At 65.7% G+C, this 24,094-nt stretch carries 25 protein-coding genes; 13 read left to right on the plus strand and 12 right to left on the minus strand.

The annotated features are described in order from the left end of the window. Positions 1 to 25 precede the first annotated feature (25 nt). Positions 26 to 928 carry a LysR family transcriptional regulator gene (locus tag ACSQ86_RS29065; RefSeq protein WP_436306144.1) on the minus strand — a complete coding sequence of 301 codons (903 nt, stop codon included), beginning with the start codon at positions 926 to 928 and terminating at the stop codon, positions 26 to 28. 67 nt (positions 929 to 995) lie between these two features. Between ACSQ86_RS29065 and ACSQ86_RS29070 the strand changes: the two genes are divergently transcribed. Continuing rightward, positions 996 to 1,772 carry an NAD(P)H-dependent oxidoreductase gene (locus tag ACSQ86_RS29070; RefSeq protein ID WP_436306145.1) on the plus strand — a complete coding sequence of 259 codons (777 nt, stop codon included), beginning with the start codon at positions 996 to 998 and terminating at the stop codon, positions 1,770 to 1,772. Here ACSQ86_RS29070 and ACSQ86_RS29075 read toward each other — a convergent pair. The 4 genes from ACSQ86_RS29075 to ACSQ86_RS29090 are packed head-to-tail and all read right to left on the minus strand — an operon-like array spanning position 1,769 to position 5,147. After that, entirely contained in the window at positions 1,769 to 2,398 is a 630-nt protein-coding gene (locus tag ACSQ86_RS29075; RefSeq protein WP_436310183.1) for a hypothetical protein, read from the minus strand. The two genes, ACSQ86_RS29070 and ACSQ86_RS29075, sit on opposite strands and share 4 nt — an antisense overlap. A gap of 15 nt (positions 2,399 to 2,413) precedes the next feature. Continuing rightward, complete coding sequence (locus tag ACSQ86_RS29080) at positions 2,414 to 3,184, minus strand: DUF899 domain-containing protein (RefSeq protein WP_436310184.1); 771 nt, start codon at positions 3,182 to 3,184, stop codon at positions 2,414 to 2,416. A gap of 16 nt (positions 3,185 to 3,200) precedes the next feature. Continuing rightward, a complete protein-coding gene (locus tag ACSQ86_RS29085; RefSeq protein ID WP_436306148.1) occupies positions 3,201 to 3,878 on the minus strand; it encodes a Vgb family protein in 678 nt (225 codons plus the stop codon). 45 nt (positions 3,879 to 3,923) lie between these two features. Next, positions 3,924 to 5,147: a helix-turn-helix domain-containing protein gene (locus tag ACSQ86_RS29090; protein WP_436310185.1), complete on the minus strand. Its 1,224-nt coding sequence runs from the start codon at positions 5,145 to 5,147 to the stop codon at positions 3,924 to 3,926. Positions 5,148 to 5,303: 156 nt separating this feature from the next. Between ACSQ86_RS29090 and ACSQ86_RS29095 the strand changes: the two genes are divergently transcribed. From ACSQ86_RS29095 to ACSQ86_RS29105, 3 genes are all read left to right on the plus strand, one after another. Further along, complete coding sequence (locus ACSQ86_RS29095; RefSeq protein WP_436310186.1) at positions 5,304 to 5,732, plus strand: hypothetical protein; 429 nt, start codon at positions 5,304 to 5,306, stop codon at positions 5,730 to 5,732. Between the two features lie 56 nt (positions 5,733 to 5,788). Beyond that, positions 5,789 to 5,977 (plus strand): aminoglycoside phosphotransferase, encoded by a 189-nt coding sequence (locus tag ACSQ86_RS29100; RefSeq protein WP_436310187.1) that lies wholly within the window; start codon positions 5,789 to 5,791, stop codon positions 5,975 to 5,977. Between the two features lie 116 nt (positions 5,978 to 6,093). Next, complete coding sequence (locus ACSQ86_RS29105) at positions 6,094 to 6,678, plus strand: BPSL1445 family SYLF domain-containing lipoprotein (protein ID WP_436306151.1); 585 nt, start codon at positions 6,094 to 6,096, stop codon at positions 6,676 to 6,678. On the opposite strand, the gene ACSQ86_RS29110 is transcribed toward ACSQ86_RS29105, so the two are convergent. Beyond that, entirely contained in the window at positions 6,675 to 6,947 is a 273-nt protein-coding gene (locus ACSQ86_RS29110) for a hypothetical protein (RefSeq protein WP_139191689.1), read from the minus strand. The two genes, ACSQ86_RS29105 and ACSQ86_RS29110, sit on opposite strands and share 4 nt — an antisense overlap. A 437-nt stretch (positions 6,948 to 7,384) precedes the next feature. On the opposite strand from ACSQ86_RS29110, the gene ACSQ86_RS29115 reads away from it, so the two are divergent. Next, a complete protein-coding gene (locus ACSQ86_RS29115) occupies positions 7,385 to 7,783 on the plus strand; it encodes a hypothetical protein (protein WP_436306152.1) in 399 nt (132 codons plus the stop codon). A gap of 24 nt (positions 7,784 to 7,807) precedes the next feature. Here the strand turns inward: ACSQ86_RS29115 and ACSQ86_RS29120 are convergent, their stop codons facing one another. Beyond that, positions 7,808 to 8,437 carry a TetR/AcrR family transcriptional regulator gene (locus ACSQ86_RS29120; RefSeq protein ID WP_436306153.1) on the minus strand — a complete coding sequence of 210 codons (630 nt, stop codon included), beginning with the start codon at positions 8,435 to 8,437 and terminating at the stop codon, positions 7,808 to 7,810. Positions 8,438 to 8,524: 87 nt separating this feature from the next. On the opposite strand from ACSQ86_RS29120, the gene ACSQ86_RS29125 reads away from it, so the two are divergent. Both ACSQ86_RS29125 and ACSQ86_RS29130 read left to right on the plus strand, forming a co-directional pair. Further along, positions 8,525 to 9,736 carry an MFS transporter gene (locus tag ACSQ86_RS29125; RefSeq protein ID WP_436310188.1) on the plus strand — a complete coding sequence of 404 codons (1,212 nt, stop codon included), beginning with the start codon at positions 8,525 to 8,527 and terminating at the stop codon, positions 9,734 to 9,736. 109 nt (positions 9,737 to 9,845) lie between these two features. Continuing rightward, on the plus strand, positions 9,846 to 10,073 hold the full coding sequence (locus ACSQ86_RS29130) for a hypothetical protein (RefSeq protein WP_093107207.1): 228 nt from the start codon (positions 9,846 to 9,848) through the stop codon (positions 10,071 to 10,073). A gap of 10 nt (positions 10,074 to 10,083) precedes the next feature. On the opposite strand, the gene soxR is transcribed toward ACSQ86_RS29130, so the two are convergent. Further along, the gene (soxR, locus tag ACSQ86_RS29135) at positions 10,084 to 10,563 is read right to left on the minus strand and encodes a redox-sensitive transcriptional activator SoxR (RefSeq protein ID WP_093107205.1); all 480 of its coding nucleotides are present in this window, start codon (positions 10,561 to 10,563) and stop codon (positions 10,084 to 10,086) included. A gap of 75 nt (positions 10,564 to 10,638) precedes the next feature. On the opposite strand from soxR, the gene ACSQ86_RS29140 reads away from it, so the two are divergent. Further along, the gene (locus tag ACSQ86_RS29140; protein WP_436310189.1) at positions 10,639 to 10,938 is read left to right on the plus strand and encodes a DUF3037 domain-containing protein; all 300 of its coding nucleotides are present in this window, start codon (positions 10,639 to 10,641) and stop codon (positions 10,936 to 10,938) included. 244 nt (positions 10,939 to 11,182) lie between these two features. Here ACSQ86_RS29140 and ACSQ86_RS29145 read toward each other — a convergent pair whose 3' ends face one another. Both ACSQ86_RS29145 and ACSQ86_RS29150 read right to left on the minus strand, forming a co-directional pair. Continuing rightward, positions 11,183 to 12,688 carry a tripartite tricarboxylate transporter permease gene (locus ACSQ86_RS29145; protein ID WP_093107201.1) on the minus strand — a complete coding sequence of 502 codons (1,506 nt, stop codon included), beginning with the start codon at positions 12,686 to 12,688 and terminating at the stop codon, positions 11,183 to 11,185. Further along, positions 12,688 to 13,110 (minus strand): tripartite tricarboxylate transporter TctB family protein, encoded by a 423-nt coding sequence (locus ACSQ86_RS29150; protein ID WP_170855599.1) that lies wholly within the window; start codon positions 13,108 to 13,110, stop codon positions 12,688 to 12,690. The genes ACSQ86_RS29145 and ACSQ86_RS29150 overlap by 1 nt, the downstream gene beginning before the upstream one ends. A gap of 222 nt (positions 13,111 to 13,332) precedes the next feature. On the opposite strand from ACSQ86_RS29150, the gene ACSQ86_RS29155 reads away from it, so the two are divergent. Beyond that, a complete protein-coding gene (locus tag ACSQ86_RS29155; RefSeq protein ID WP_436306157.1) occupies positions 13,333 to 16,248 on the plus strand; it encodes an ATP-binding protein in 2,916 nt (971 codons plus the stop codon). A gap of 6 nt (positions 16,249 to 16,254) precedes the next feature. Here the strand turns inward: ACSQ86_RS29155 and ACSQ86_RS29160 are convergent, their stop codons facing one another. Beyond that, complete coding sequence (locus ACSQ86_RS29160) at positions 16,255 to 17,097, minus strand: Bug family tripartite tricarboxylate transporter substrate binding protein (protein WP_436306158.1); 843 nt, start codon at positions 17,095 to 17,097, stop codon at positions 16,255 to 16,257. A gap of 219 nt (positions 17,098 to 17,316) precedes the next feature. Then, complete coding sequence (locus ACSQ86_RS29165; protein ID WP_436310190.1) at positions 17,317 to 18,942, minus strand: phospholipase D family protein; 1,626 nt, start codon at positions 18,940 to 18,942, stop codon at positions 17,317 to 17,319. Between the two features lie 153 nt (positions 18,943 to 19,095). Here ACSQ86_RS29165 and ACSQ86_RS29170 point away from each other — a divergent pair, with 153 nt between their 5' ends. The 4 genes from ACSQ86_RS29170 to ACSQ86_RS29185 all read left to right on the plus strand — a co-directional run bounded on the left by ACSQ86_RS29170 (position 19,096) and on the right by ACSQ86_RS29185 (position 24,038). Further along, a complete protein-coding gene (locus ACSQ86_RS29170) occupies positions 19,096 to 19,992 on the plus strand; it encodes an alkene reductase (RefSeq protein WP_436306160.1) in 897 nt (298 codons plus the stop codon). A 97-nt stretch (positions 19,993 to 20,089) separates the two neighbouring features. Next, positions 20,090 to 20,491: a GlcG/HbpS family heme-binding protein gene (locus ACSQ86_RS29175; RefSeq protein WP_436306161.1), complete on the plus strand. Its 402-nt coding sequence runs from the start codon at positions 20,090 to 20,092 to the stop codon at positions 20,489 to 20,491. 47 nt (positions 20,492 to 20,538) lie between these two features. Next, positions 20,539 to 21,342: an SDR family oxidoreductase gene (locus ACSQ86_RS29180; protein ID WP_436310191.1), complete on the plus strand. Its 804-nt coding sequence runs from the start codon at positions 20,539 to 20,541 to the stop codon at positions 21,340 to 21,342. Between the two features lie 458 nt (positions 21,343 to 21,800). Next, on the plus strand, positions 21,801 to 24,038 hold the full coding sequence (locus ACSQ86_RS29185) for an NADP-dependent isocitrate dehydrogenase (protein ID WP_436306163.1): 2,238 nt from the start codon (positions 21,801 to 21,803) through the stop codon (positions 24,036 to 24,038). The last annotated feature ends 56 nt before the right edge of the window (positions 24,039 to 24,094 follow it).

Below are 24,094 nucleotides of genomic sequence, written 5' to 3' on the forward strand. Positions count from 1 at the left end.
GCTCGCCAGAAGGCGGGATGCACGCTCAGGATTGACCGATCAGAGAGGCGACGGTCTCCCGGATCCAGCGTTGGCCGCTGTGCCCGTGGCTGCGCTCGTGCCACACCATCCCCACCGCGAAGCCTTCCACCGGGAACGGACAGTCGATCAACTTCAGCTGGTCGGCACGGTCGCGTACCAGCCGTTCCGGGACCAGGGCCACGAAGTCCGACTGGGACACGATATCTGGGACGACCAGGAACGAAGCCGCCGACAGCACCACGTTGCGCTTGAGTCCGAAGGCAGCCAGGGCGTCGTCCACCGGCGTAACGAAGCCGCCTCCGTGAAGGGACACGACGACATGCTCCAGCCGGGCAAATTCCTCGACAGTGATCCCGGCCCGCAGCCGCGGGTGCTTTCGCCGGCCGATGAGCACATAGCGCTCGTCGAACAGATGCCGGGTGCGAAGACTGGGCGGCGCGCCTTGCGGCGTCATGAGCGCCAGGTCGACATCGCCGCGCGCCATCTGTGCTTCCAACTCGGGGATGTCCAGATTGCGCTGCGCCACACGCACCCCGGGCGCCTTCGTCCTGAGTTGCACGACGAGCGGCTTGACCACCGCGGCGTGCAGGTAGTCCGTGCAGGCGATGGCGACGGTCAGCCTGGCCTTGGCAGGGTTGAAGTTGCTATGGGCGGCGACCGTGGCACGAAGCTGATCGAGGGCCTGGCGCAGCGGGTCGAGCAGGTCGACCGCCTTGGCGGTCGGTGTCATCCCTCGCTGTGCGGGAATGAGCAGCGGGTCATCGAAGACATCCCGCAGACGGCTCAACTGGGCACTGACCGCTGGTTGGCTCAGGTGCAGGCGGGCGGCCGCCTTCGTCACGTTCTGCTCCACCAGCAAGGCCTCCAGCGTGACCAGCAGATTGAGGTCGAGGCGTTTGCTATCCATTGGATGGATGGTAGCCAAACAATCTTGCGATTTCACGGATGGCTGCGAGCGAGCGAGACTTGCGTGCATGAAGAAAGTCTTGATCGTCCATGCCCACCCCGAGCCCACATCGCTGACCCGGCAGCTGGTCGAGGTCTCCCGGCAGACGCTTCGGCAGCAAGGGCATGAAGTGCTGCAGTCGGACCTGTACGGCATGCGCTGGAAAGCCGTGTTCGACGAACACGACTTCCCCGCCCGTGCCGATTCGGAGCGGCTGTCCTTCGTGGACGAGTCCGGGCATTCCTATGCCAGCGGACGCCAGGCCGCCGACATCGCCGCGGAGCAGCAGAAGGTGCTTGCCGCGGACGCAGTCATCTTTCAGTTTCCGCTCTGGTGGTACGGCATGCCGGCCATCATGAAGGGCTGGCTGGACCGGGTGTGGGCCTACGGCCTCGCGTATGGCTACAAGAACGCCGGCAATACATATCGCTACGGCGATGGCGCCTTCAAGGGCAAGCGGGCCATGCTGTGCGTCGCGGCCGGCGGGCCGGCGAAGGACTATTCGCCGCGAGGCATCAACGGGCCGCTCGAGCAGCTGCTCTTCCCCATCACGCACGGCTCGCTCTACTTCCCTGGCTTCGACGTGCTGCCGACCTTTGCGGCCTATGGCGCCGGGCGCATGAGCGGGGAAGCGCTGAGCGCGACGAAGGAAGCCTGGCGTTCGCGTCTAGCGGGCCTCTTCGAGGACGCACCCATTCCCTTCCGGCGGCAGAACGGCGGGGACTATCCGGACGGCCATGTGCTGGCAAGCCATGTCGCCGTCGGCCAGAGCGGATTGCCGGCGCATGTCGAATCTGCTTGCTAGCGAAGCGCCATCAACAGAACGCCGGTGAGGGCCAGGGCCGCGGTCCAGGCCTGGCGCGGCGCCGTGCCGCTCAGCAGGCGAGGGTGCATGGCGACGCCGCGGCATACGCCGGTGGCGATGACGCCGGTCGTGACCAGCATCGCAGCCGTGTGCACGCCGACGGCCGCCAGTGCCAGGACCAGCGAGCCCGACGCGGTGATCTCGCGCGCCGGATTGTCGCCAAGGCACAGCGGCACGAGCGCCGGCACCAGCATCAGCCCGGCCCCGTGCGCGGTGGTCATCAGGAAGGACCAGAGCGCGATGCCGGCGTGGCCGGCCTGCTTGCTGATGGGCGTGCGCTGCCCGGCGCCGCGCAGCCAACGGTAGGCCGCCGCGCCGACGAGCAGTGCGCCGGCCAGGCCCTGGACCAGCGTGCGGTCCATCGACATGCCCTGTGCAAAAGCGCAGGCCACGATCGCAACCGACACGGCATGCCCAACGGCGATGGGCATCAAGGCCCGCAGCGCCTGCGCCCGATCGCGCGAACGCAGGCCCCAGGCGGCGGCCCACATCCAGCCGGTGGCAGGGTTCAGCCCGTGAAGGGCGCCGACCCCTGCGACCGCCAGCCATGGCCAAAGGCTTGCCATGACGCATGCTCGATGTCAGTGGCAGGACGATCCGGCCGCAGCGGCCGGCCTCGCGGCCGGTGCCGGCTCGTAGCGGTCGTGGTGGCGCACCCATGCCATGCCCTGGCCCGCGTTTTCGTCGCGGCCCTTGGGCGTGAGGTCCAGCAGGTTGTAGGTGCCCATCATCACTTCCACGCCGCGCCCGTAGGTCGAGTAGGTGTGGAAGACATCGCCCGCGTCGTCCTTGTAGAACACGCTGATGCCGGGCCACTCCTCCCCAGCGAGGGGCCACTCGCCGTAGTTGTAGTGGAGCTTGCCCTTGGCCACTTCCTCCGGCGTGAAGCTGACGCCGAAGTCGTAGTTGAAGTCGCTGCCGTTAGAGGACACCCACTTGAACTGCCAGCGCATGCGCCGGCGAAAGCGCTCGATCTCGGCCAGCGGCGCGCGCGAGATGGCCACGAACGTGACGTCGCGATGCGCCAGGTGCACGTTCATGCCGTCGGTGTGGTCGGCCATGTAGGAGCAGCTCGGGCACCCTTGCTCCCATCCCGGGCCGAGCATGAAGTGCTGCACCAGCAGCTGGCGGCGGCCCTCGAAGAGGTCGGCGAGCGCGCGGCGGCCTTCGGGCGCGTCGAAGACGTAGTCCTTCTCGATGCGCTCCCACGGCAGCGCGCGGCGCTCGCGGGCGATCTGGTCGCGCAGGTGCGTCAGCTCCTTTTCGCGGGCCAGCAGCGTCTTGCGCTCGGCAACCCATCGCTCCTTCGACACGACGGGATGGTTCACTGTGCTTGTTTCGGTGGTGTTCATGGTGTGCCCCTTTGCCTTATGACCTGAGGCCTTTCGGACGCCGCACGGCGCGGACCTTTCCGCTCGCGCCGCCGCCGCAATAGAAGAGATCGGCCCCGTCGGACTCGAGCCCGCTGACGCCGATGCCGTGCGGCATCTCCAGCCGCTCGAGCACGGTGCCACTCTTCGGGTCGATGCGGCGGAGTTCGCTCTCGTCGCCTTCCCACGTCCCGTGCCACAGCTCGCCGTCGACCCAGGTCACGCCGGTGACGAAGCGGTTGGACTCGATGGTGCGAATGACTGCGCCGGTCGCCGGATCGATCTGGTGGATCTTGCGATCGCGGTACTGGCCCACCCACAGGCTGCCCTCGGCCCAGGTGAGCCCCGAGTCGCTCCCCTTGCCGGGCGCCGGGATGGAGGCCACCACGTCGCCGGTGGCCGGATCGATCTTGTCGATGCGTGCCTCGGCGATCTGATAGAGGTGCGTGCCGTCGAAGGCAGTGCCGGCGTCGCAGGCGTGGGCCAGCGTGCGCGTGGGCGCGCCGCTCTCGGGATCGAAGGCGATCAGGCTGGCCCCGGTGGCGGCCCAGACGCGCTGGCCATCGTGGGTCACGCCGTGCACGCTGTCGGCCCCAGGGAAGGGACCGTACTCGCGCACGATCTCGGCCGCACGCGCCGTTGCCTGAGGTCTGTCCTTGCTGGTCTTGCTGCTCATCGTTGCTCCTTGTGGTGCGCCTCGGATCGGCGCCTGGAGACAACTCTAATCAAGCGCGAGCGCAGCGGGGAGTAACAAGATCGTCGTGAATCCGGCCAGCGGCGGCGCGAGCCAGCGCTGCGCCCGCGCCCGCCCGATAGCGCGCACCCTCCCCTCTGCCTCGAGCTCGACGAGCGCGCGCTGGACGGTGCGCTGACTGGCGCCCAGGGCCAGCGCCAGGGCCGAGGTCGACCAGGCCGCGCCGTCGGAGAGCAGCGCCACCAGCGATGCCTGCTCGCCGTCGATGGGCGGCGCCAGGACGACGACATCGCGCGCGTCGCGCGGCCTGAGGACGAAGCCGCGCGCGGTGGCCTCGACTTGCGCCAGCGCTGCGACGAGCGCGCGCAGGCGGCCGATCTCGACTCGCAGGCGCGCTCGATGCGTCTCGTCGGGGTGGCGGGTGCGGAACGCGCACGCGATCAAGGCTTCGCGATCGATATCGCCGGGCCACGCCTCGGCGAGCGCACGCGCCAACGCGAACAGCACCGGCCGGCGCGCCAGCGGCCGCCACGCGTCGCCGGCACCCACCCCGCGACGGCAGGCGTCGACCACCAGCGCGTCCGAGGCCAGGAGCGCTGCGACCTCGTCGAGGCGCAGCGCCTGCTCGCCGCCGTTGGAGAGGCGCCGGGCGGCGGGACGATCGAGCGCAGCCCGCGCCTCCGCCACCTCGGCCAGGAGCGCCGGCACGCGTGCACGATCGGCCGCCTCGTGCGCGCGGGCGAGCGCCGCCTGCGCCGGGCCGCGCGTGCGAGCGCCACGCAGGCGGCATCGGCCGCGGCCAGCTCGGCCTACCGCCGCCAGCGACGGCGGCAGGCCGCGCGCATCGAGCGGCGCCAGCGTGGCCGCGGCCTCGTCGAGGCGGCCGAGCAGCAGGAGCCGGCGCGCCGCGATCAGCCGCGCCTGCAGCGCGTTGGCATGGTCGGCGTGCGCCTCGAGCGTGGCCGAGGCTGCCGCCAGCGAGCGCGGCGAGCCGCCGAGGTCGCGCATGGCCAGCGCCACCTCGGCCTCCTCAACGACGCAGCGAGCGCGCGCCAGCGCCTCGTGGGCGCCGAAGCCGCGGGCGGCGAGCCGCAGGAGCTCGCGGGCGCGCGGGTGCTCGCCGAGCTGGGCCATGGCGATGCCGCGCAGGGCCAGCGCCGGCGGGTCGTCGCGCAGGGCGACCCGCTTGAGGGCGCCGAGCGCGTCGCCGGCGGCGAGGGCACGCGCGGAGGCGGCGATCAGGGAGTCCATGACGACAGGCTACCCCACCTCTGATCCCGCGCCGCGGCCTGTTTGCAGGAACAGGACTTCGAAGCGCAAGCAGCTTTGCCTACCGGTCATCGAGCGCGCGATATGCACCATGGAACGCAGGCAAATGGGAAAGGACCCGCCCGCCATCGCAACGACATGCTGAAGCACGCGCATCCCGACAAGGCAGACATCGCCGCGCAGTTGGTCCGGCGAGCGGACGAGTGGATTCGCCGCGCCGAGCCGAGAGATTTGCTGCGCGTCATGCTGCGCGGTGGCCTGAGCCCGGTGATCGTCGAAGAGGGCGGCCACGTACTCACCGGCATCGATCTGAGCGACGGCCCGGGCACCCTCTCCAAGGTAGGAATGATCTGGGTCGATCTGTCGGCCGCCGAAACCCTCGCGATCTTCGCGCAGGTGTGGGGCGCTTCCGATCCTCCCGCGAGCGTCGATGCGCAGGAAGCCTGGATCGCTGCCGACACGGCGGCCCAGGCCGGAGCGCGACGGTTCCTGCACGACGAAGTCGACGAGAACATCGCGCTGTTCGGGGCTTGCGTGGATGAATGGCTCGTATCCAATCAAGCGTAGAAACCCGCGCCAGGCGAGCGCGCGAAGAAAGTTTGACCACTCCACAGGAGCCCACGATGCCCGAAAACCCCAATATTCCACTTCCACCCGGCTTGGCGTCCCAGCGGGCGGTTTACCAGGCCCTGGCCGAGCGCTTCGGTGTGCTGGCGCCCGGCGAGACGCTGTCGAACGAACTCATGGCCTTCGCCGAAGAGGTCGCGCGCATGGCCCGGGAAGACCGTGACAGCGGACGAGGCGTGGAATGACGTTGCGCCGTCTCAACGCATGCCCGCGTGGAGGGTCGTCCTACATCGTCATGCGCAACAGGCTTGCACCATCAGGAATCAGGGCTCGCACTTTTGATGCTGGAAAGGAGCGAGCCATGAACGCCATCAATCTCCGAACCTTCTGCACCGCGGCAGCTCTTGCCGCCTGCAGCGTTGCCTTCGTCGGCTGCACCACGACACGTCCCGACGACCGTGCAAGCACCGCTTCTTCGCGGACGTCCATCGACGCGCAGGTCGACGCCTCCCTGTCCAAGCTCTACGACGCCGTACCGGATTCACGCGAGCTGGTGGCCAAGTCCAGGGGCGTGCTGGTGTTCCCGTCGGTGGTTGGCGCGAAGCTGGGGATCGGCGCCGAGTACGGCCGGGGCGCGCTGCGCGTCGGCGGCCGCACCCAGGCCTACTACAGCACGACGGCGGGCTCGATCGGCTTCCAGGCCGGCGCGCAGTCGAAGGCAATGATCTATCTGTTCACCACCCAGGAAGCGCTGGACAAGTTCCGCAACAGCAAGGGCTGGACGGCTGGGGCGGACGCCACGGTAGCCGCCGCGACCATCGGGGCCAACGGCAGAATCGATACCAACACGATCCGCCAACCGGTGGTCGGCTTCGTGTTGACCAATGTGGGCCTGGAGGCCGGCGTTTCGCTCCACGGCGCGAAGATCACCGAGGTTCAGCTCTAGCGATCCAGGTCGTCGCGCAACCAGACGCTCGCCAAGGCGGACAGCGCAGCACCTGCGGCAGCAGCGATCAGCACCGCTCGCACGGGCTGCTCGATCACGAATTCGCGCGTCACGCCCAGCGCTCGATCGACATGGGCCTTGAGTGGCGCTGCGCCCACCGGTATCGGTGTGCAAGGCAGCGTTTTCGATATCACCTGCTCGTCGTCAACAACGGCACTGGCTTCATCCGCGACGGTTGGGGTCGCGTCATCGGGGTTCTTCGGATTCATCAAAGTCCCTTCGCTTGAAACTGCAGAGACAGCGAACAGATCCTCCCGACAGCGCCCCAGCTCGCGTGTCAGCGCCGAGGGATGCGCGACGTAGGAGCAGTGCGGACGAGAGATTGCACTTTCGGCACAACGCTCGGAGGACGATGTTTGCTGCTTACATCCGGAGTACATGCGACGTCGAAGGGGCAGGCAGAGTGATCTCACGCCGTCTCTCGGCCACTCGCAGAGAGGCAACCGGAGCACAGATCGTGTCCTTACGCATTTCTGGCCAGCTGGTATCAGGGAAGCCGCCTGACGTTCACGGGCTCGAAGAGAGCACCGCCGTCGCTGGACAGAGCAGGCTGGATTCGCGTGCATGGCTCGCGCCTGGGACGCAGAGAAGTAGAACTTTTTGGTTACTTCGGTGTAACCCCTATGAATAGGCGCCGAGGGCCGTCATGTTCACCCGTTGCATCGTCCGCATGCTGTTGTGCATCGCCGCCATCGCGGCCATGCCCGCCATCTCCGAAGAGCCGATGCCAGCCCAGGATCGCGTGTTTCTGAGCAAGGACGAGATCGAGAGAACCTTGATCGGCAGGGCCATAGTTTCAAACAATCTTGCGACCGGAATGATCTCGCGCTGGGAATTCCATTCGGACGGCCACGTCGACTTCGTCAATCGAAGCGGCCCCGGCAGCGCGTCGGGCACGTGGATCCTCAACGCCGATGGCTATATGTGCGTCACGATGGTGATGCGAACCGGCTGCCGCTACTGGTTCACGAAAGACGGCGCCATCGCGAACTCAAATACCAAGGGGCCCGATGCCCCGACGGTGGCCGAGATACGGTTTGAATAGCACTGCGAAGAAACTCCGCCGCCGTCAGCACGTCCTACTGACCCGCCGCCGCGACATTTTCGCGCCCTCGACGAGAAGCCCGTTCAGCAACGCCTTGAACGCCTTCACCGCGCGCTTGGACGTGGCGGCCGGATCGTCCGCATTGGCGATCCATTGCGCCGCGTGCAGCGCGGCGCCGCTGAGCAGACGGGCGGCACCCTCCGGATCGACGTCGATGATGTAGCCGTCTATCTTCAGCGCCTTGAGGCTCTCGGTCATCGAGCGGTTGCATTCGCTCTGGCTCGCCCAGGTCGAGGGATCACCGAGCACCGCGGGGCCGTCGCGCATGACGATGCGCCGGATCTCGGGCTCCAGGGCCATCTCGATGTAGGCGATGTTTTCATCGACGAAGCCGCGCCACGGGTCCTTCGCCTTGGCAGCGATGGCGCGCAGACGTTGCGACATCTCCTCGTCGATCTCGGCGATGACCGCCTGAAGCAGCCCCTTCTTGTCACCGAAATGGTGATAGAGGGCGCCACGCGTCAGACCGGCTGCGGCCGTGAAGTCGTCCATCGACGCGGCCGCGTAGCCGACCGAACCGAACGCCTGGCGCGCCGCATCCACGAGCTTTGCCCGTGTCTCGGCAAGCATCTCCTTGCGCGGTCTGTGTGCCATTGCTTTTCCTTTCATATACGCGGCGTATGTTTTTGACATACACTGCGTATGTCATTGTGCCACTGCTCATTTGCGAGGTGTTTCCCGATGCTCAACCTCTACAGCGAGATCTTCAAGCCGCCGGGAGCCAAGGGCTTTGCGGCGGCCGGCTTCATCGCCCGCCTGCCGGTTGCCATGTCCACGATCGGCATCGTCGCCATGCTGTCCCAGACGCACGGCGCGTATGGGCTCGCGGGTGCGGTCGCCGCCACGTTCGCGCTGACCAACGCGCTCGTCGCGCCGCAGATTTCCCGTCTCGTGGACCGGCTCGGCCAACGTCGCATCCTGACGCCGGCGACGACGCTTTCGGTGGCGGGCTTCATCGGTCTGTTGGTCGCGACGCATTTCGGCGGGCCGGCTTGGACGCTGTTCGCATTCGCGCTGCTCGCCGCCGCGATGCCCAGCATGCCGGCCATGGTCCGGGCGCGGTGGACGCAGCTGTACCGCGGCACACCCCAGCTCAACACGGCCTTCGCCTTCGAGTCGGTCGCAGACGAGCTTGTCTATATATCGGGATCGGCCCTGGCCGTCGGTCTCAGCGTCTCCCTGTTCCCGGAGGCCGGCCCGCTCGCCTCGACCCTGTTCCTGGCCGTCGGCTCCGCAGCCTTCATCCTGCAGAAGGGTACCGAGCCCAAGGTGCAGCCGACGGCCAAGAGCGGCGGCGCGCCGACCATCAAACTGCGTCCGGTCCAGATCCTGACCTTCGCGATGGTGGCCATCGGCGCGATCTTCGGTACGGCGGAGGTGACCGTCATTGCGCTCACGGCCGAATTCGGCAACGCGGCCGCGGCCAGCCTGGTGCTTGGCGGCTATGCCCTCGGCTCCATGTTCGTCGGCCTGGCGTTCGGCGCCTTGAAGCCCAGAATGCCGCTTTCGCGCCAATTCGCCATCGCGATCGCCATCGCGGCGGCGACGACCGTGCCGCTGCTGTTCGTAGGCAACGTTCGAATGCTGGCACTCGCCCTGTTCATCAGCGGCGCAGCGATCTCGCCAACCTTCATCACGGCCTTCGGCCTGGTCGAACGGCTCGTCCCGGCCGCCAAGCTCACCGAAGGCATCACCTGGGTGATGACCGGGATCGGCATCGGCATGGCCATCGGCTCGTTCGCCTCCGGCTGGGTCATCGACGCATTCGGCCCTGGCCAGGGATTCTGGGCTTCAGTCGTAGCCGGTGGCGTCGCATTTCTCACCGCGCTTCTCGGTCAGCGTGGCCTTACGGTTTCGCACTGCATCGGCGACCGGCGCCCGGCAGCCGCCTGAACTCGAAGTGCGGCGGCCAGCCACCACGACGTGGCGGGCTCTGTCTTCTTGCCTTCTGATTAAATTTCCGCTTGACCTCAAGTTAGGTTGAGGGATCACAGTGCGGCGCATGAACTGTGATTCCCAACCCTCAGGCCGCGTCGCGCACGCGCTCGAAATCCATCGCAGCATTGCCGCGTGCAGTGACCATCTCACGCGGAACAACGATGTCCACGCGCTGACCGCGGCGTTGATGTTGCCTTGCTACCAGGCCCAGCTCGGCCGGCTGGCGCGCGCGATGAACTCGGTGGAGAAGAGCGAGCTGATGTCGCTGCTGCTCCCCATCGACGCGGGGTGACAGCAGGCCCTCAGCCCTCCGCGCGCTGGATGACCACCAGGCGGCGTGCGCCGGGTCCTTGCGATGCCAGCTTGTCGCCAGGGTTGCGCAGCCGGCAGCGGTCGATGGACAGGCAGCCGCAGCCGATGCAGTCGTCCAAGGTGTCGCGCAGCTTCTTGAGCTGAGCCATGCGCTCGTCCAGCTCCGCGCGCCAGCCGGCGGAAAGCCGCGCCCAGTCCGCGCGGCTGGGCGCCGCCGAGGTGGGGAGGGTCGCCAGGGCATCGGAGATGTCGGCCAACGCGATGCCCACCCGCTGCGCGACACGGATGAACGCCACACGCCGGAGCACCTCACGCGCATAGCGACGGTGGTTGCTCGGCGCCCGATGGCTCGCGATGAGGCCTTTGGATTCGTAGAAATGAAGGGTGGAGACCGGGACGCCGCTGCGTTGCGCGACCTCGCCGACGGAAAGCGTGGCGGAACGATCTATGGGTTCTGGCTTGGATTTCATCGGGACCTCTCGGCCTCAACTTTAGTTGAGGTTTTGGTCCCGTAGCTTGTCTACGTCATTCGTAGAGCAAACGCCTTGGCGCTCGTCCACGATCGAGTGATGGAAGGCCCTTACACCTACAGAGTCCTTCGCTACGTGCACCACGTCGGCACGGCCGAGTTCATCAACGTCGGTGTCGTTGTCGCCTCGTGCGATGCGCCCTGCGTTGCGGCGAAGTTCAACACCGACTACCGCCGCGCCAAAGGTGCCATTCCGTCTCTGGAAACCGAGATCCTTCTCGCCCGCATGACGCGCCTGCAGCGTGCTTCGACGCTATCGATGCCGCCCGGTGTTCCGAGGTGCGCGCCCGCGAAGGCATGTCCATCGAGGGATTGATCCGTTGCGTGCTGCCGTTGGAAGACAGCGCACTCCACTGGTCGCCTACTGGCTCAGGCATCGGCGGTCCGCTGGCCGCGACGCTGCAGTTGCTCTACGAGCGCTTCGTCACCAGGCATGACTCTCGACGCGGGCGTTGAGTGAAATGCCTCGTCTTGCGCCTCGTTGTTGATGTGGAGGAAGCAGCAGCACGAAGACGACTGAACGCACGACATGCTTACCAGCTTTCTCGATTCAAAGTCCACTACGCAACCGGCTGCTGAAGCACACCCCGCTTGCGCGCATGGAACACAAACGCCACCACCTGCCACGCGACGAACACGCCGATCAACGCAAGCAAGGTGCCGCTGATGGGCCGGGTGAAGAACATGGTGAAACTCCCGCGGCTCAGGAGCAGCGAGCGGCGGAAGTTCTCTTCCAGCATGGGGCCGAGGATGAAGCCGAGCATGAGCGGGGCGGCATCCAGCTCCAGCCGCATGAACATGTAGCCGACGAAGCCGAACGCAGCCGTGATGAAGATGTCTTCCATGCTGTTGTTCACGCTGTAGGTGCCGATGCAGCAGAAGAACAGGATGGACGGGAACAGCACGCTGTACGGGATCTTGAACACCGACAGCCAGTAGCGCACCAGCGGCACGTTCAGCACGAGCAGGAAGACGTTGCCCACCCACATGCTGGCCACCAGGCCCCAGAACAGGTCGGGGTGGCTGGCGATCATGTTCGGCCCGGGCTGGATGCCCTTGATGACGAAGGCGGCCAGCATCAGCGCCATCACCGCGTTCTCGGGGATGCCGATGCTCATCAGCGGGATGAAGCTGGTGCGCGCTGCCGCTTCGTCGGCCGCGGCCTGGCCGGCCACGCCCTCGATGCAGCCGGTGCCGATCTCGTGCTTGTACTTGCTGACCTTCTTGTCGATCGCATACGCGGCAAACTGCGCGATGGTGGGGCCGCCGCCGGGCAGGATGCCCAGGAAGGAGCCGATCGCGCCGCCGCGCAAGGCGCTGGGGATGATCCGCTTGAACTCGGCCCACGTCGGGATCAGGTTGATCTTGCCGTTGAAGGGCGAGCGCTCCTCGCGGGCGTCGAGGTTCTTGGTGATCTCGGCGATGCCGAAGCAGCCGAGCGCGATGCTCACAATGCCGACGCCGTCCATCAGGAAGGGCAGGTCCATGGTGAAGCGCGCGGTGCCGCTGTTCACGTCGGTGCCGATCTGGCCGAGCAGCACGCCGATCAGGCACATGGCAAGGCCATTGAGCAGGCTGCCCGTGGTGACGAAGCTCACGCACACGAAGCCGACCATCATCATGGCGCAGTAGTCCGCAGGGCCGAAGAGGAAGGCCACTTCGCCGAGCACGGGCGCAAGCCATGCGAGCACCACGATGGCGATCGTGCCGCCGATGAAGCTGGAGACGCCAGCGGTGAACAGGGCCAGGCCGGTCTTGCCCTTGAGCGTCATCGCGTAGCCGTCGATGCAGGCCACGATGCTGCTGGCGTGCGGGATCTTCATCGTGATGGCGCTCACGCTGTCGCCGTATTGCGCGCCGTAGTAGATGCCGGCCAGCATGATGAGCGCGCCACCCGTGGGGATGGAATAGGTCAGCGGCAGCAGCAGGCTGATGGTGGCCAGCGGGCCCAGGCCGGGCAGCAGGCCGACGAGCGTGCCCACGGTGCAGCCGAGGGCACAGAACATCAGGTTCTGGAGGGTGAGGGCGTGCGAGAAGCCGAACGCCAGGTTGTGCAGGACGTCCATCAGTAGAGCGGCAGGTTCAGGCCGAGCAGTTTCTGGAGGACCAGGGCCATCGTGACCAGGCCGGCGGCGATCTTGACGTTGCGCACCCATGAGTAGGAGGTGCCGGCCAGGGTGGAGCAGAACACCATGAAGACGATGCCCGCGATCATGTTCACGTACATCGAGATCACGGCCAGTCCGCAGAGGCTCGTGAGGATGATGGCAATGTTCTTGAGGTTGAGGTCCAGGTGCACGCGTTCGACAAAACGCGAGCGGATCACTGTCGCCAGGCCGACGAGGAACAGCAGGGAGCTGACCAGGGCAGGGAAGAGGCCCGGCCCCGCGCGGCTGAAATCGCCGATCGGGTAGCGCAGGGACTGGAGCCCGAAGGCCAGCGAGATCGCGATGAGGAAGAGTCCTCGGGCGAGGTTTCGATCGATCATGGGATGTTTGTCTCCGGTGTGGCAGTTGCTGACCGGCGCGAATGGTCCTGCCTTGCCACTGATCGGAATCTGACCAGCCCACGAGGGGAAATACGTAGCGGGCGGACGTTTGATGCGGTGATGCGAGCGTCCGCTTCGCTTCCACGGCAATGTCCGATGGCTGAGGTTTAATTGCGTTTCTGCCCGTATCAACGGCGATGCGGGCGTCGCGGAGAAACCGAGATGAGCAACGTGAGAATGTGGCCCGTCGAATCGGCCGATGCCCTCAGCCCGCTGCAACGGCGTCACGCGCCCGCCGGCACCTCTTCGGAGGATCTGATCCACTTCGGTCCGTTCAGTCTGTCGCCCACCACACACATCCTCCAGGATGCGGGGCGGCCGGTGCGGCTCGGCAGCCGTGCGCTCGAGATCCTGTTGTTGTTGGTAGAGAACGCCGGCAGGTTCGTGAGCAACGCCGAGATTGTTCAAAGAGTCTGGCCGCGAAACGTCGTCGTGGACGGCAATCTCAGAGTTCATATCGCGGGCCTGCGCAAGGCGCTCGGGGATGGCCAGGAAGGCCGTCGGTACATCGTCAACGCACCCAATCGGGGCTACAGCTTCGTCGGCGAGGTCACCACGCGGAGCGTCGAACTCGCCGTCGTGCAAGCGCCTCCCGACCGCGCGCCGCGGCCGGCTGCGGGCGCCTGGATACCCACGCCGCTGATCCGGGTCATCGGGCAGGAGGACGCCATCCACACCCTGGGCCGGCGGATTGCGAGCAGGCGATTGGTGACGCTCGTCGGCGCCGGCGGCATCGGCAAGACGACGGTCGCGCTGGCTGCCGTGGGGGCCGCGACGAACGGCGAGATGCATTCGCGCTGGAGCAGCATTCACTTCGTCGATCTGGCATCGCATACCAACCCGAGCCTGGTCCCCGCGGCCCTGGCCTTGGCCTTGGGCCTCGGGTCCGTGGTGGGCGACGCCTCGGGCAGCCTGATCGCTTTTCTGCACGACAAGAGCGCACTCATCGTCTTAGACAACTGCGAACACCTGGTCGCCCCTCTTGCGGTCCTGATCGAAAGCATTCTTCGGGCAGCACCCGGCGTGCACGTGCTGGCGACGAGCCGCGAGCCGCTGCGCGCGGAGGGCGAATGGATCCAGAGGCTGCAGCCGCTCGCTGTGCCTCCCGCGGGCGCCAGGCTGACCGCGCAGGAGCTGATGCAGTTCTCCGCCGTGGAGCTCTTCGTGGATCGTTGTGCGGCCTTGGTCGACCAGTTCAGCCTGCACGACTCCGATGCGGCAGCGGTCGGCGTCATCTGCCGGCGGCTCGACGGCATGCCGTTGGCCATCGAACTGGCAGCCGCGCGCGTCGGCTCGTTCGGACTCAAGGGGGTGGCGGAGGCCATCGACGACCGCTTTGCCTTGCTCAACAAGGGGCGGCGAACGGCGCTGCCACGGCACCAGACACTTCGTGCGACGCTCGACTGGAGCTTCGAGCTGCTATCGGAAACCGAGCGGCGGCTGCTGGTGCGGCTGTCCGCGTTCGCAGGCGCATTCACTCTCGATGCCATGACAGCCGTCGCCGTCAGCGACGACCTGCCTTCGGACCAGGCGGTGGATGCGGTCTCGGAGCTGATCTCGAAATCGTTGCTCAACTCCGACCCGAGTGGGGAAGAACTCAGCTTCAGGCTCCTCGACACGACGCGAGCGTATGCGGCGGGGCACCTCGCCGCGCTCGGCGAAGAATCCGTCAGGCTGCACCGTCGCCACGCCAAGTACTTCCTGTCCTTGCTCGAACGCGCGGAGATCGCGTGGCGATCGATGCCAGTACCCGAATTCATCTCCGCTTTCGGCCGCTGCATCGATGACATTCGTGCAGCGCTGGACTGGGCTTTCGGCGCAGAAGGCGACGGTGCGCTCGGCGTGGCGCTGGTTGCCAAGGCGGCGCCGCTGTTCTTCCAGATGTCGTTCACGGACGAGCATCGCCAGTACATCGAGCGGGCGCTGGCATACAGTGCGGCGCCGGACATCGAGATCGACCCGCGGCTGGAATTCGAGCTCAGCGCCGTCGCCGGCATCATCATCTTCAATGCGCACGGCCTGCATCCGTCACGCGATCGCGTCTTCGTCAAGGCGGCGGAGCTTGCGGATCGGATTGGCGATGCCCAGCTGATGGCCATGGCAAGCAGCGCGCAATGGATGGGTGCCTACCAGACCTCCAATCCCAAGCTCATGCTGGTGCATGCACAGCAGTACGCTGCACTCACATCGGGCACCGCAGATCTGGCGTGCGCCCTCCATCGGGACCGCATCCTCGCCCCGACATGGCATCTCCTGGGCAGCCAACGCGAAGCGCTCGCCTGCTGCGAGCGCGGCCTTGCTGACCCGGCCGTGATTCGCGTCCCCTTCCTGATGGGCGTCAGGATCGACCGGCGCGTCTCCATGGGTTGCATCCACGCGCGCGTGCTCTGGCTGCTCGGCCTGGCGGAGCAGGCCGAGCGCGCCGTTCTCCGGGCCATCGAGGCGGCGGAGCGGGAGCAGGAGCCTGTGGCGCTTGCGACTGCGCTGGCCTTCAGCGCATGCCCGCTCGCCATCTGGGCAGGGAGGGTTGAACTGGCTCGCGAGCGGGTGGACCGTCTGCTTCGACTGACGGCCGAGCGTGCCCTGACGGTATGGCGGGACTACGGTCTTGCGTTTGAAGCGCACATCAGATGGCACGAGTCCGGTGCGCCTGGACATCCGCCGCCGCTGCCGCCTTCGGTCGCAGTGCTGCCGCAGCTGTCCCAGTTGATGGCCACCTTTCATCCGGACTATGTGACGAATCGCGTGTTTGAAATCGGCGAAGCCGGCATGGCAGGCTGGTGTCGGGCCGAGCTGCTGCGGGTACGTGCAGAGCGAGTGCGCGAATCGGATCCCGAAGGCAGCGAACGACTCCTGACCCGTGCGCTGGAGCTGGCATTGCATGACGAAACCCTGCCTTGGGCCTTGCGAGCGACAACAAGCCTGGCTCGCCTTTGGACCGGGCAGCGCAAGGCGGACGATGCAGTCCGGTTGCTCGAGAAGATTCTGGCCCTGGCGAGTGAGGGCCTTGACTCCAGCGATGTCGTTGCCGCCCGCGCGGCCTTCCTCGAAGCGATGGCTCTGCGTGGCGGAGGCTGACCCCACTCACCTGGGCGAGAGACCCATTTCCTCCGCCAGCTTGCGCGAACTCTCGTAGCCTGCCTGCACTTGCGCTCTCATCCTGGAAGGACCGGTGTCGGGGGACGGCGTGATGCCATCGTCCAGCCAGCGTCGTCGCAGGTCCGGATCGGCAAGCGCATCGCGCAGCGCGGCGTTCAGCGCGGCGACGATGGCCGAGGGCGTCTTCGCCGGGGCGACCAGCCCCTGCCAGACGTTGAACGCCCCCACGTCCAGACCCTGGTCGCGAAAGGTCGGCACGTTCCTGAGTGCAACAACGTCGGACTTGCCGATCATCGCGATCGGTCGGATGACGCCCGAGTTGACGAAGCCGACCGATGCGGGGTTCACCGCATCGCTCGCCAGCGTGAGGCGTCCTGCGATGAGGTCTGCGGTGGCCGCGCTATTGCCGCGATACGGCACCGGCGTGATCTTGCCTCCACCGCTTCTATTGACGAGCTCGACCAGGAAATGCGTGTTGCTGCAAACGCCTGGCGTACCCCAGGTGTAGGCGCCCGGCTCTTTCCTGGATGCCGCAAGGATCTCGGCAAAGCTGGTGAGTGCCGAATCGCCCTTGACGTACACCATCGCCGGCGACGTGGAGACGAGCCCGATCATCTCGAAGTCGTTCACCGGGTGATAGGGCGAATCCTTGTTGCACGCAGGCGTGAATTCGTGCGTCGATGCCGTCGCAACGCCGACGGTGTACCCATCCGGCCTGGCCTTCGCAACGGCATCGGCACCGATCGCCCCTCCAGCGCCGCTGCGGTTTTCCACCTGGATGGGTTGCTTGAGCGCTGCGCCCATCTTGTCCGCGAGCTGGCGCGCCACGATGTCGGTGGTTCCACCTGGAGCGAATGGAACGATGAGCCTGATCGGCCTGTTGGGGAAACCGTCCGCCGCAGCAACAGCTGACCCAGCTCCCAAGGCGAGCAGGAAGATCGCCGCCGATGATGGGCAATGGCCGCACTGGGACATCATGGTCGCTCCGGAAAAGGACAAGGCCACGAAGTCTAGTGAGTCGTGCGCCGTTTTCCAATCGGCTGGAAGTCAGAGCATCCCCTCGGACACGAAGGGCGCCACCAGGCGAAGGTACATGCGCGTGCGGAAGTCCGCATCGGGTTCGTCGTTGTGGACGACTTCATTGAAATCGTCGATGCCGATCCATTCGAGCCTGCCATGCTCCGGCGAAAGGCGCACGCGGTACGAACTCTGGAGCTTGTCCAGGTTCATCAGGCGCAGCATCTCCCTGGCGAGCTGGGGACTCTCGATCACGATGCCGATCTCGGTGTTGAGAGCATCCGATCGGGGATCGAAGTTCATGGATCCGATGAACACCGTCGACCTGTCGATCACGGCCGTCTTGGCATGCAGGGTGCCGAGCGTTCGACTTCCGAACAGTCCGAATCCGCGATCTCGACTGGCCCGGGTCGGACTGAGCTCGTAGAGTTCCATTCCCATGAGCAACATCCGCCTGCGATAGCGCATGTACCCCCAGTGGACCAGCGGCTCGTCGGTCGCGGCGAGCGAATTGGTAAGCACCTTGTAGCTCACACCCTCGCGAACGCCTTGCCCGAAGATGGCCATACCGTCCTCCGCAGGCACGAAGTACGGCGAACTCAACGTGACTTCTCTTCGCGCATTTCGCAGCAGGCCTTCTACGCGCAGACGGACCGTGTGCAGGTGCGGCGCAGTGCTCCCTTCCGGAACCGGCCGGCAGTTCCAGACCTTGGCCGTCGGATCGACCCATGCACTGGCAACGCCCCAGATCAGTCCGATCCGTGGATCGCTCATTTCCTCGACGATGGGCCCATAGCCCAGCACGTCCGTTTTCTCCTCGACGACCTCCGTCGGCAGGGCGTCTCGCGCCGTGACGTCGTCGAAGGCTCGCCGGCGCTCCTCGGCGGACGTTGATGTGGGCGCGAAGTAGGCGAGCGGAATCGCGAACTCGCTGTTCCAGTAGTCGTCGAATGCGCTCGACAACTGCTCGACCACCGCCCCCACCAGCAGTGCGTCGACGTCCGCGAAGTTCTGGTTCGGGTCTCGCGTGAAATAGGAGTCCGCGATATTGCGCCCGCCGACGATCGCCATCGCGCCATCCGCGACAAAGAGCTTGTTGTGCATTCGGTGGTTGACGCGGTAGAAATCGAGCGCCGAGGCGGCAAAGCGTGTCAGCACATGGCCTCTTCCTGCCGAGAACGGGTTGAACAGACGTACCTCGATGTTCGGATGCGCGGCGAGTCCGATGAGCATGTCGTCCATGCCTGCCGTGTACATGTCATCCAGCAGAAGTCTCACGCGCACGCCTCTCGCCGCGGCGTCTCTCATCAGCCGCAGCAAATAGCGCCCGGTGGCGTCGTTCTGCAGCAAGTAGTACTGGACGTCGAGCGTGCGTTCGGCACGAGCGGCGAGGGCGATGCGGGTGCTCAGCGCATACGGCCCGGTCGGCAACAGTCGCACGCCGGTCAGCGTCGGATCGGGGCTCGAATTCTTCGCCAGTCGCCCGAGAAGGGTCTCAGCGCTTGCCGGTATGGCGAAGGATGGCTCCACGCCCGCCGGCGCCGGCAACGATGCGCAACCGGCCGTGCCTGACGCGGCGAAGGCCAGCGCCAGCCAACGCAATGCCAGACTGCGAGCAAGCCGGCGAACGAACTCGTGTGTCGCATCCCCTGTCACGATGACTCCGGGCCGTTATGGATCTCAATGATCGTTCGTCATTGCGCGATGGCGCGTTAATCCTTGTCAATCGTTGCAGTCTAGCCGCCGCATAACTTGAATATGGAGCAGCGCGCAAGCAACCTGAGAGGGAATCAGGCAAAGGCAGAATTCTTGGCCACCCTCTCATCAGGCGCGGATCCGGCGGAGCCCGGTTTGCACACACCGTTGAAAGTCGGCGCATGGATGCTCAACCATCGCGTCGTGATGGCACCGCTCAACCGTTTGCTGGCAACTGCCGCAGACGGCGTGCCGTCGAAGAGGACGATCGAGCACTATGCGTTGCGCACGACCGATGGCGGCCTCATCGTTGCCGAGTCGATTGCCGTGTCGCCCCTGGGCATCGCGCAGGCCGGGACCGCGGGCATCTTCGAATCGAAGCACGTGAATGCCTGGAGCCTCGTCACCCATGAGGTCCACCGGCGCGGAGGGTTGATCGTCGCGCAGCTATGGCATGCCGGCCGTTTTACACGATCGGCACAGGCCGGGACGCAACCCATCAGTGCGTCGGCATTGGACGATGACGGAATCGACGACGTGATCGACCAATACCGTCGTGCGGCAGAGAACGCCGCCGACGCGGGATTCGACGGCGTCGAGATGAGTTGTGCCTATGGGTGCCTGGCGGATCAGTTCCTTCAGGAGTGGTCGAACATCAGGACGGATCGGTACGGCGGTTCGATCGAGAACCGTGTCCGGTTCCTTGTCGACGCGGTGCAGGCGCTTTGCGCGGTCTGGGGGCCGGCCAGGATCGGGGTGCGCATGGACGGCTCGGTGCCCGACGATCTGCTTTCACACGTGCTCGCCAGGATGCATGACGAGCAGCTCGCCTACGTGCATGTGGTGGTGCCGAGTGCCGGCGACGGCATGGCGCGGATGGCGCAGTTGGTTCGCGCCAGCTTTGGAGGCGCGGTGATCGCTGCCGGCGGCTTCGATGCGGACAGCGCGCGCGAGGCCATCGCGAGTGGCGCAGTCGATGCGGTTGCCTTCCTGGACGATCCGCGGCGTTAAGCGCCCCCGTATACAACGATTGATGCGGATTAACTGGACCAACGTTCCGCGCCCAATGAACATGTGGCATCGACAGCGAAATGAATCGGAGCACCGCATGATCACCTCCCGCCAAGCCGAAGATGTCGTCGCCGCCGCCAAGACGCGGGCCGCGGGCCTTGGCATTGCCGTCAACATTGCCCTGCTCGATGCCGGCGCCAACCTCAAGGCTTTCGTGCGTATGGACGGCGCGGTACTCGGGTCGATCGACGTGGCGATGCGCAAGGCTCGCACCGCTGTCCTTTTCGAGTGCAACAGCGATGTGGTCTGGGAGTACTGCAAGCCAGGCGCACCGGCCCCGGGACTCGAACTCACGAATGGCGGCCTCGCCCCCTTCGGCGGCGGCATCCCGCTGCGCAGTCCCGCGGGCGAACTCATGGGCGCAGTGGGAATTTCCGGCGGTGCGGTCTCGCAGGATGTCGAGATCGCCGAGGCCGCCGTCGCCGCGCTGGTGCGCTGATCGTTTTCTCAACCGGCCGAATCGGCCACTCCCTAAGGACGCAGACCATGCCCAAGACCATCCTCATCACTGGTGCCGGCTCCGGCTTCGGCGAGGCCGCCGCCATCGGCATTGCCAAGAATGGCCACAACGTCATTGCGACAGTGCAGGTATCTCCGCAGGTCATGCCTTTGCGCGCGAAGGCCAAGGAGCTCGGCCTCAGCAACTTCCGGGTCGAGCGCCTCGACCTGACCGACCCCTACGACATCGCCCAGGCCCAGACGTGGGACTTTGACGTTCTGTGGAACAACGCCGGCCAGGGAGAGAGTGGGCCGGTTTGGGAGATACCCATCGATCTCGTTCGCCGCAACTATGAGATCAACGTCTTCCTGCCTCTGCTGCTGACGCAGGGCGTGGTTCAAAAGTGGATTGCGAACAAGAAGAAGGGCAAGGTCGTGTTCACCTCGTCCATGGGAGGACTCTTCACGCCGGCCAATTGGGGCACCTACGTCTCTACCAAGCACGCGCTGGAGTCGATCGCCGAGGCATTGCAACAGGAACTGAGTCCCTACGGCATCAAGGTCCAGACGATCAATCCGGGCGCGTACTACACCGGCTACAACGAAACCATGGCCGACAACGCTTTCCGCTGGCTGGACGACAGCAAGAACTTCACCAGGCGGGCCGAACTGCGCAAGGGCTTCGACGACTTCTTCGCGACACCCGAGGGCCGCATGGACCCGCGGGAGATGATCGATTGCATGATCGAGATCGTCCCCGCCGACACCGGCAAGTTCCGCAATGTCGTGCCGAAGGCCATTGAGGACATGCTGAAGACCCATCAGCAGCAGGCCTGGAGCAACCAGATCTGAGAACGCCACCTCGCGCGCCGGACCTGCTGTCTGTCTCGGGCAGGCCCGGGGCCCCACACTTAGACTTCTGCTGTCGGCCAGGACCAGGCCTTCGATGACGCCGCAGAATTCACCCAAGACCGGTCGGTCGGTGGCGTGCTCAAGACGAGCTATCCGCAGCGGGCCATCGTTGTTGCCCACCTCTCTGAAGTTGCAGCCGTCCTCTTGACCAAGCACCTTCACGCTATCGCCGCGGGCGCGGCCAGGCGAGTCATGCGCAGGAGTTCTTCACCACCGTGAACCTGGCCTATACACCGGCTTGAACGGCGGCGCCTCAACAGTTGCCCGGCACCGGCGACACGGCCCAAGCCCCCACAATGCCGTGCGCGCCGCGCCTCAACTTGTTAAAGTTTGCGCCCGTTCGCCACGCCGTCAATCTCGTGGCATTGCCTTGTTGTTCAGCCCGCCCGAAAGCCACCATGACCGCCGGAAACTCCCAAATCATCTACACCCTCACCGACGAGGCGCCGCGCTTGGCCACGGCCTCGCTGCTGCCCATCATCCAAGCTTTCGCCGCGCCGGCGGGCATCGACGTCGCCACCAGCGACATCTCGGTGGCGGCCCGCATCCTGGGTCAGTTTCCTGAGGTGTTGACCGAAACGCAGCGGATGCCGGACAACCTGGCAGAGCTGGGCAAGCTGACGCTGCGGCCCGCAGCCAACATCATCAAGCTGCCCAACATCAGCGCCTCGGTGGCCCAGCTGAAGGCCGCCATCACGGAACTGCAGGACAAGGGCTACAAGGTTCCCGACTTCCCCGAAAGCCCGAAGACGGACGAGGAGAAGGATATCCGCGCGCGCTACAACAAGTGCATCGGCAGCGCGGTGAACCCGGTGCTGCGGGAGGGCAACTCCGATCGCCGTGCGCCCAAGGCAGTGAAGGAATTTGCGCGCAAGAACCCGCATCACATGGCCGAGTGGAGTCAGGCGTCGCGCTCGCACGTCTCGCACATGCACCACGGCGACTTCTACCACGGCGAGAAGTCGATGACGCTGCACAAGGCGCGCGACGTGAAAATGGAACTGATCACCAAGAGCGGCAAGGCCATCGTGCTCAAGCCGAAGGTTTCGCTGCTCGAGCGCGAGGTGATCGACTCGATGTTCATGAGCAAGAAGGCCCTGCTCGATTTCTACGAGCGGCAGATCCAGGACGCGCACAAGACAGGCGTGATGTTCTCGCTGCACGTGAAGGCCACCATGATGAAGGTGTCGCACCCCATCGTGTTCGGCCACTGCGTCAAGATCTTCTATCGCGACGCCTTCGAAAAGCACGCCAAGCTGTTCGAGGAGTTGGGCGTGAACGTCAACAACGGCATGGTCGACCTGTACAACAAGATCGCCACGCTGCCTGAAAGTACGCAGGATGAGATCAGGCGCGACTTGCACGCCTGCCACGAGCATCGCCCCGAGCTGGCGATGGTGGATTCCGCCAAGGGCATCACCAACTTCCATTCGCCCAACGACGTGATCGTGGACGCCTCCATGCCCGCGATGATCCGCAACGGCGGCAAGATGTACGGTGCCGACGGCCGGCTGAAGGACGTGAAGGCCGTGATGCCCGAGAGCACCTTTGCCCGCATTTACCAGGAGATCATCAACTTCTGCAAGTGGCACGGCGCCTTCGACCCCAAGACCATGGGCACCGTGCCCAACGTCGGCTTGATGGCGCAGCAGGCCGAGGAATACGGCTCACACGACAAGACCTTCGAGATCCCCGAGGACGGCGTGGCCAACATCACCGATCTCGATACGGGTGAGGTGCTGCTCAGCCAGAACGTGGAAGCGGGCGACATCTGGCGCATGTGCCAGGTCAAGGACGCCGCCATCCGCGACTGGGTCAAGCTCGCCGTCACGCGCGCGCGCAACTCGGGCATGCCGGTGGTGTTCTGGCTCGACGCCTACCGCCCACATGAGGCGCAGCTCATCACCAAGGTCAAGATGTACCTGCACGAGCACGACACCGCCGGACTGGACATCCAGATCATGAGCCAGGTGCGCGCCATGCGCTACACGCTGGAGCGCGTGATCCGCGGGCTGGACACCATCAGCGCCACCGGCAACATCCTGCGCGACTACCTGACCGACCTGTTCCCCATCATGGAGCTGGGCACCTCGGCCAAGATGCTGTCCATCGTCCCTCTGATGGCTGGCGGGGGCATGTACGAAACGGGCGCCGGCGGCTCGGCACCCAAGCACGTGCAGCAGCTGGTGGAGGAGAACCACCTGCGCTGGGATTCGCTGGGCGAGTTCCTCGCGCTGGCCGTGAGCCTGGAGGAACTGGGCATCAAGACCGGCAACGCCAAGGCCAAGTTGCTGGCCAAGTCACTCGACACCGCCACCGGCAAGCTGTTGGACAACAACAAGGGCCCCTCGCCCAAGACCGGTCAGCTCGACAATCGCGGCAGCCACTTCTACCTGGCGCTCTACTGGGCCCAGGCCATGACCGAGCAGACCGAAGACAAGGAACTGGCCGCCCATTTCAAGCCGCTCGCCGATGCCCTGGCCGCCAACGAGCAGAAGGTCGTGGACGAGCTCGCCGCCGTGCAAGGCAAGCCGGCCGACATCGGCGGGTACTACCTGCCGGATGTGCGCAAGACCGATGCGGTGATGCGGCCGAGCGCAACGTTCAACGCGGCGCTGGCCGCCGTGTCGGGCTGAAGGCAGGGCGCGGCCAAGACCAGACATTGAGAGGCAGAAGGAAGTCTGAGAATGGC

This window comes from Variovorax sp. LjRoot130, from assembly GCF_964253755.1.
Classification (GTDB): domain Bacteria; phylum Pseudomonadota; class Gammaproteobacteria; order Burkholderiales; family Burkholderiaceae_C; genus Variovorax.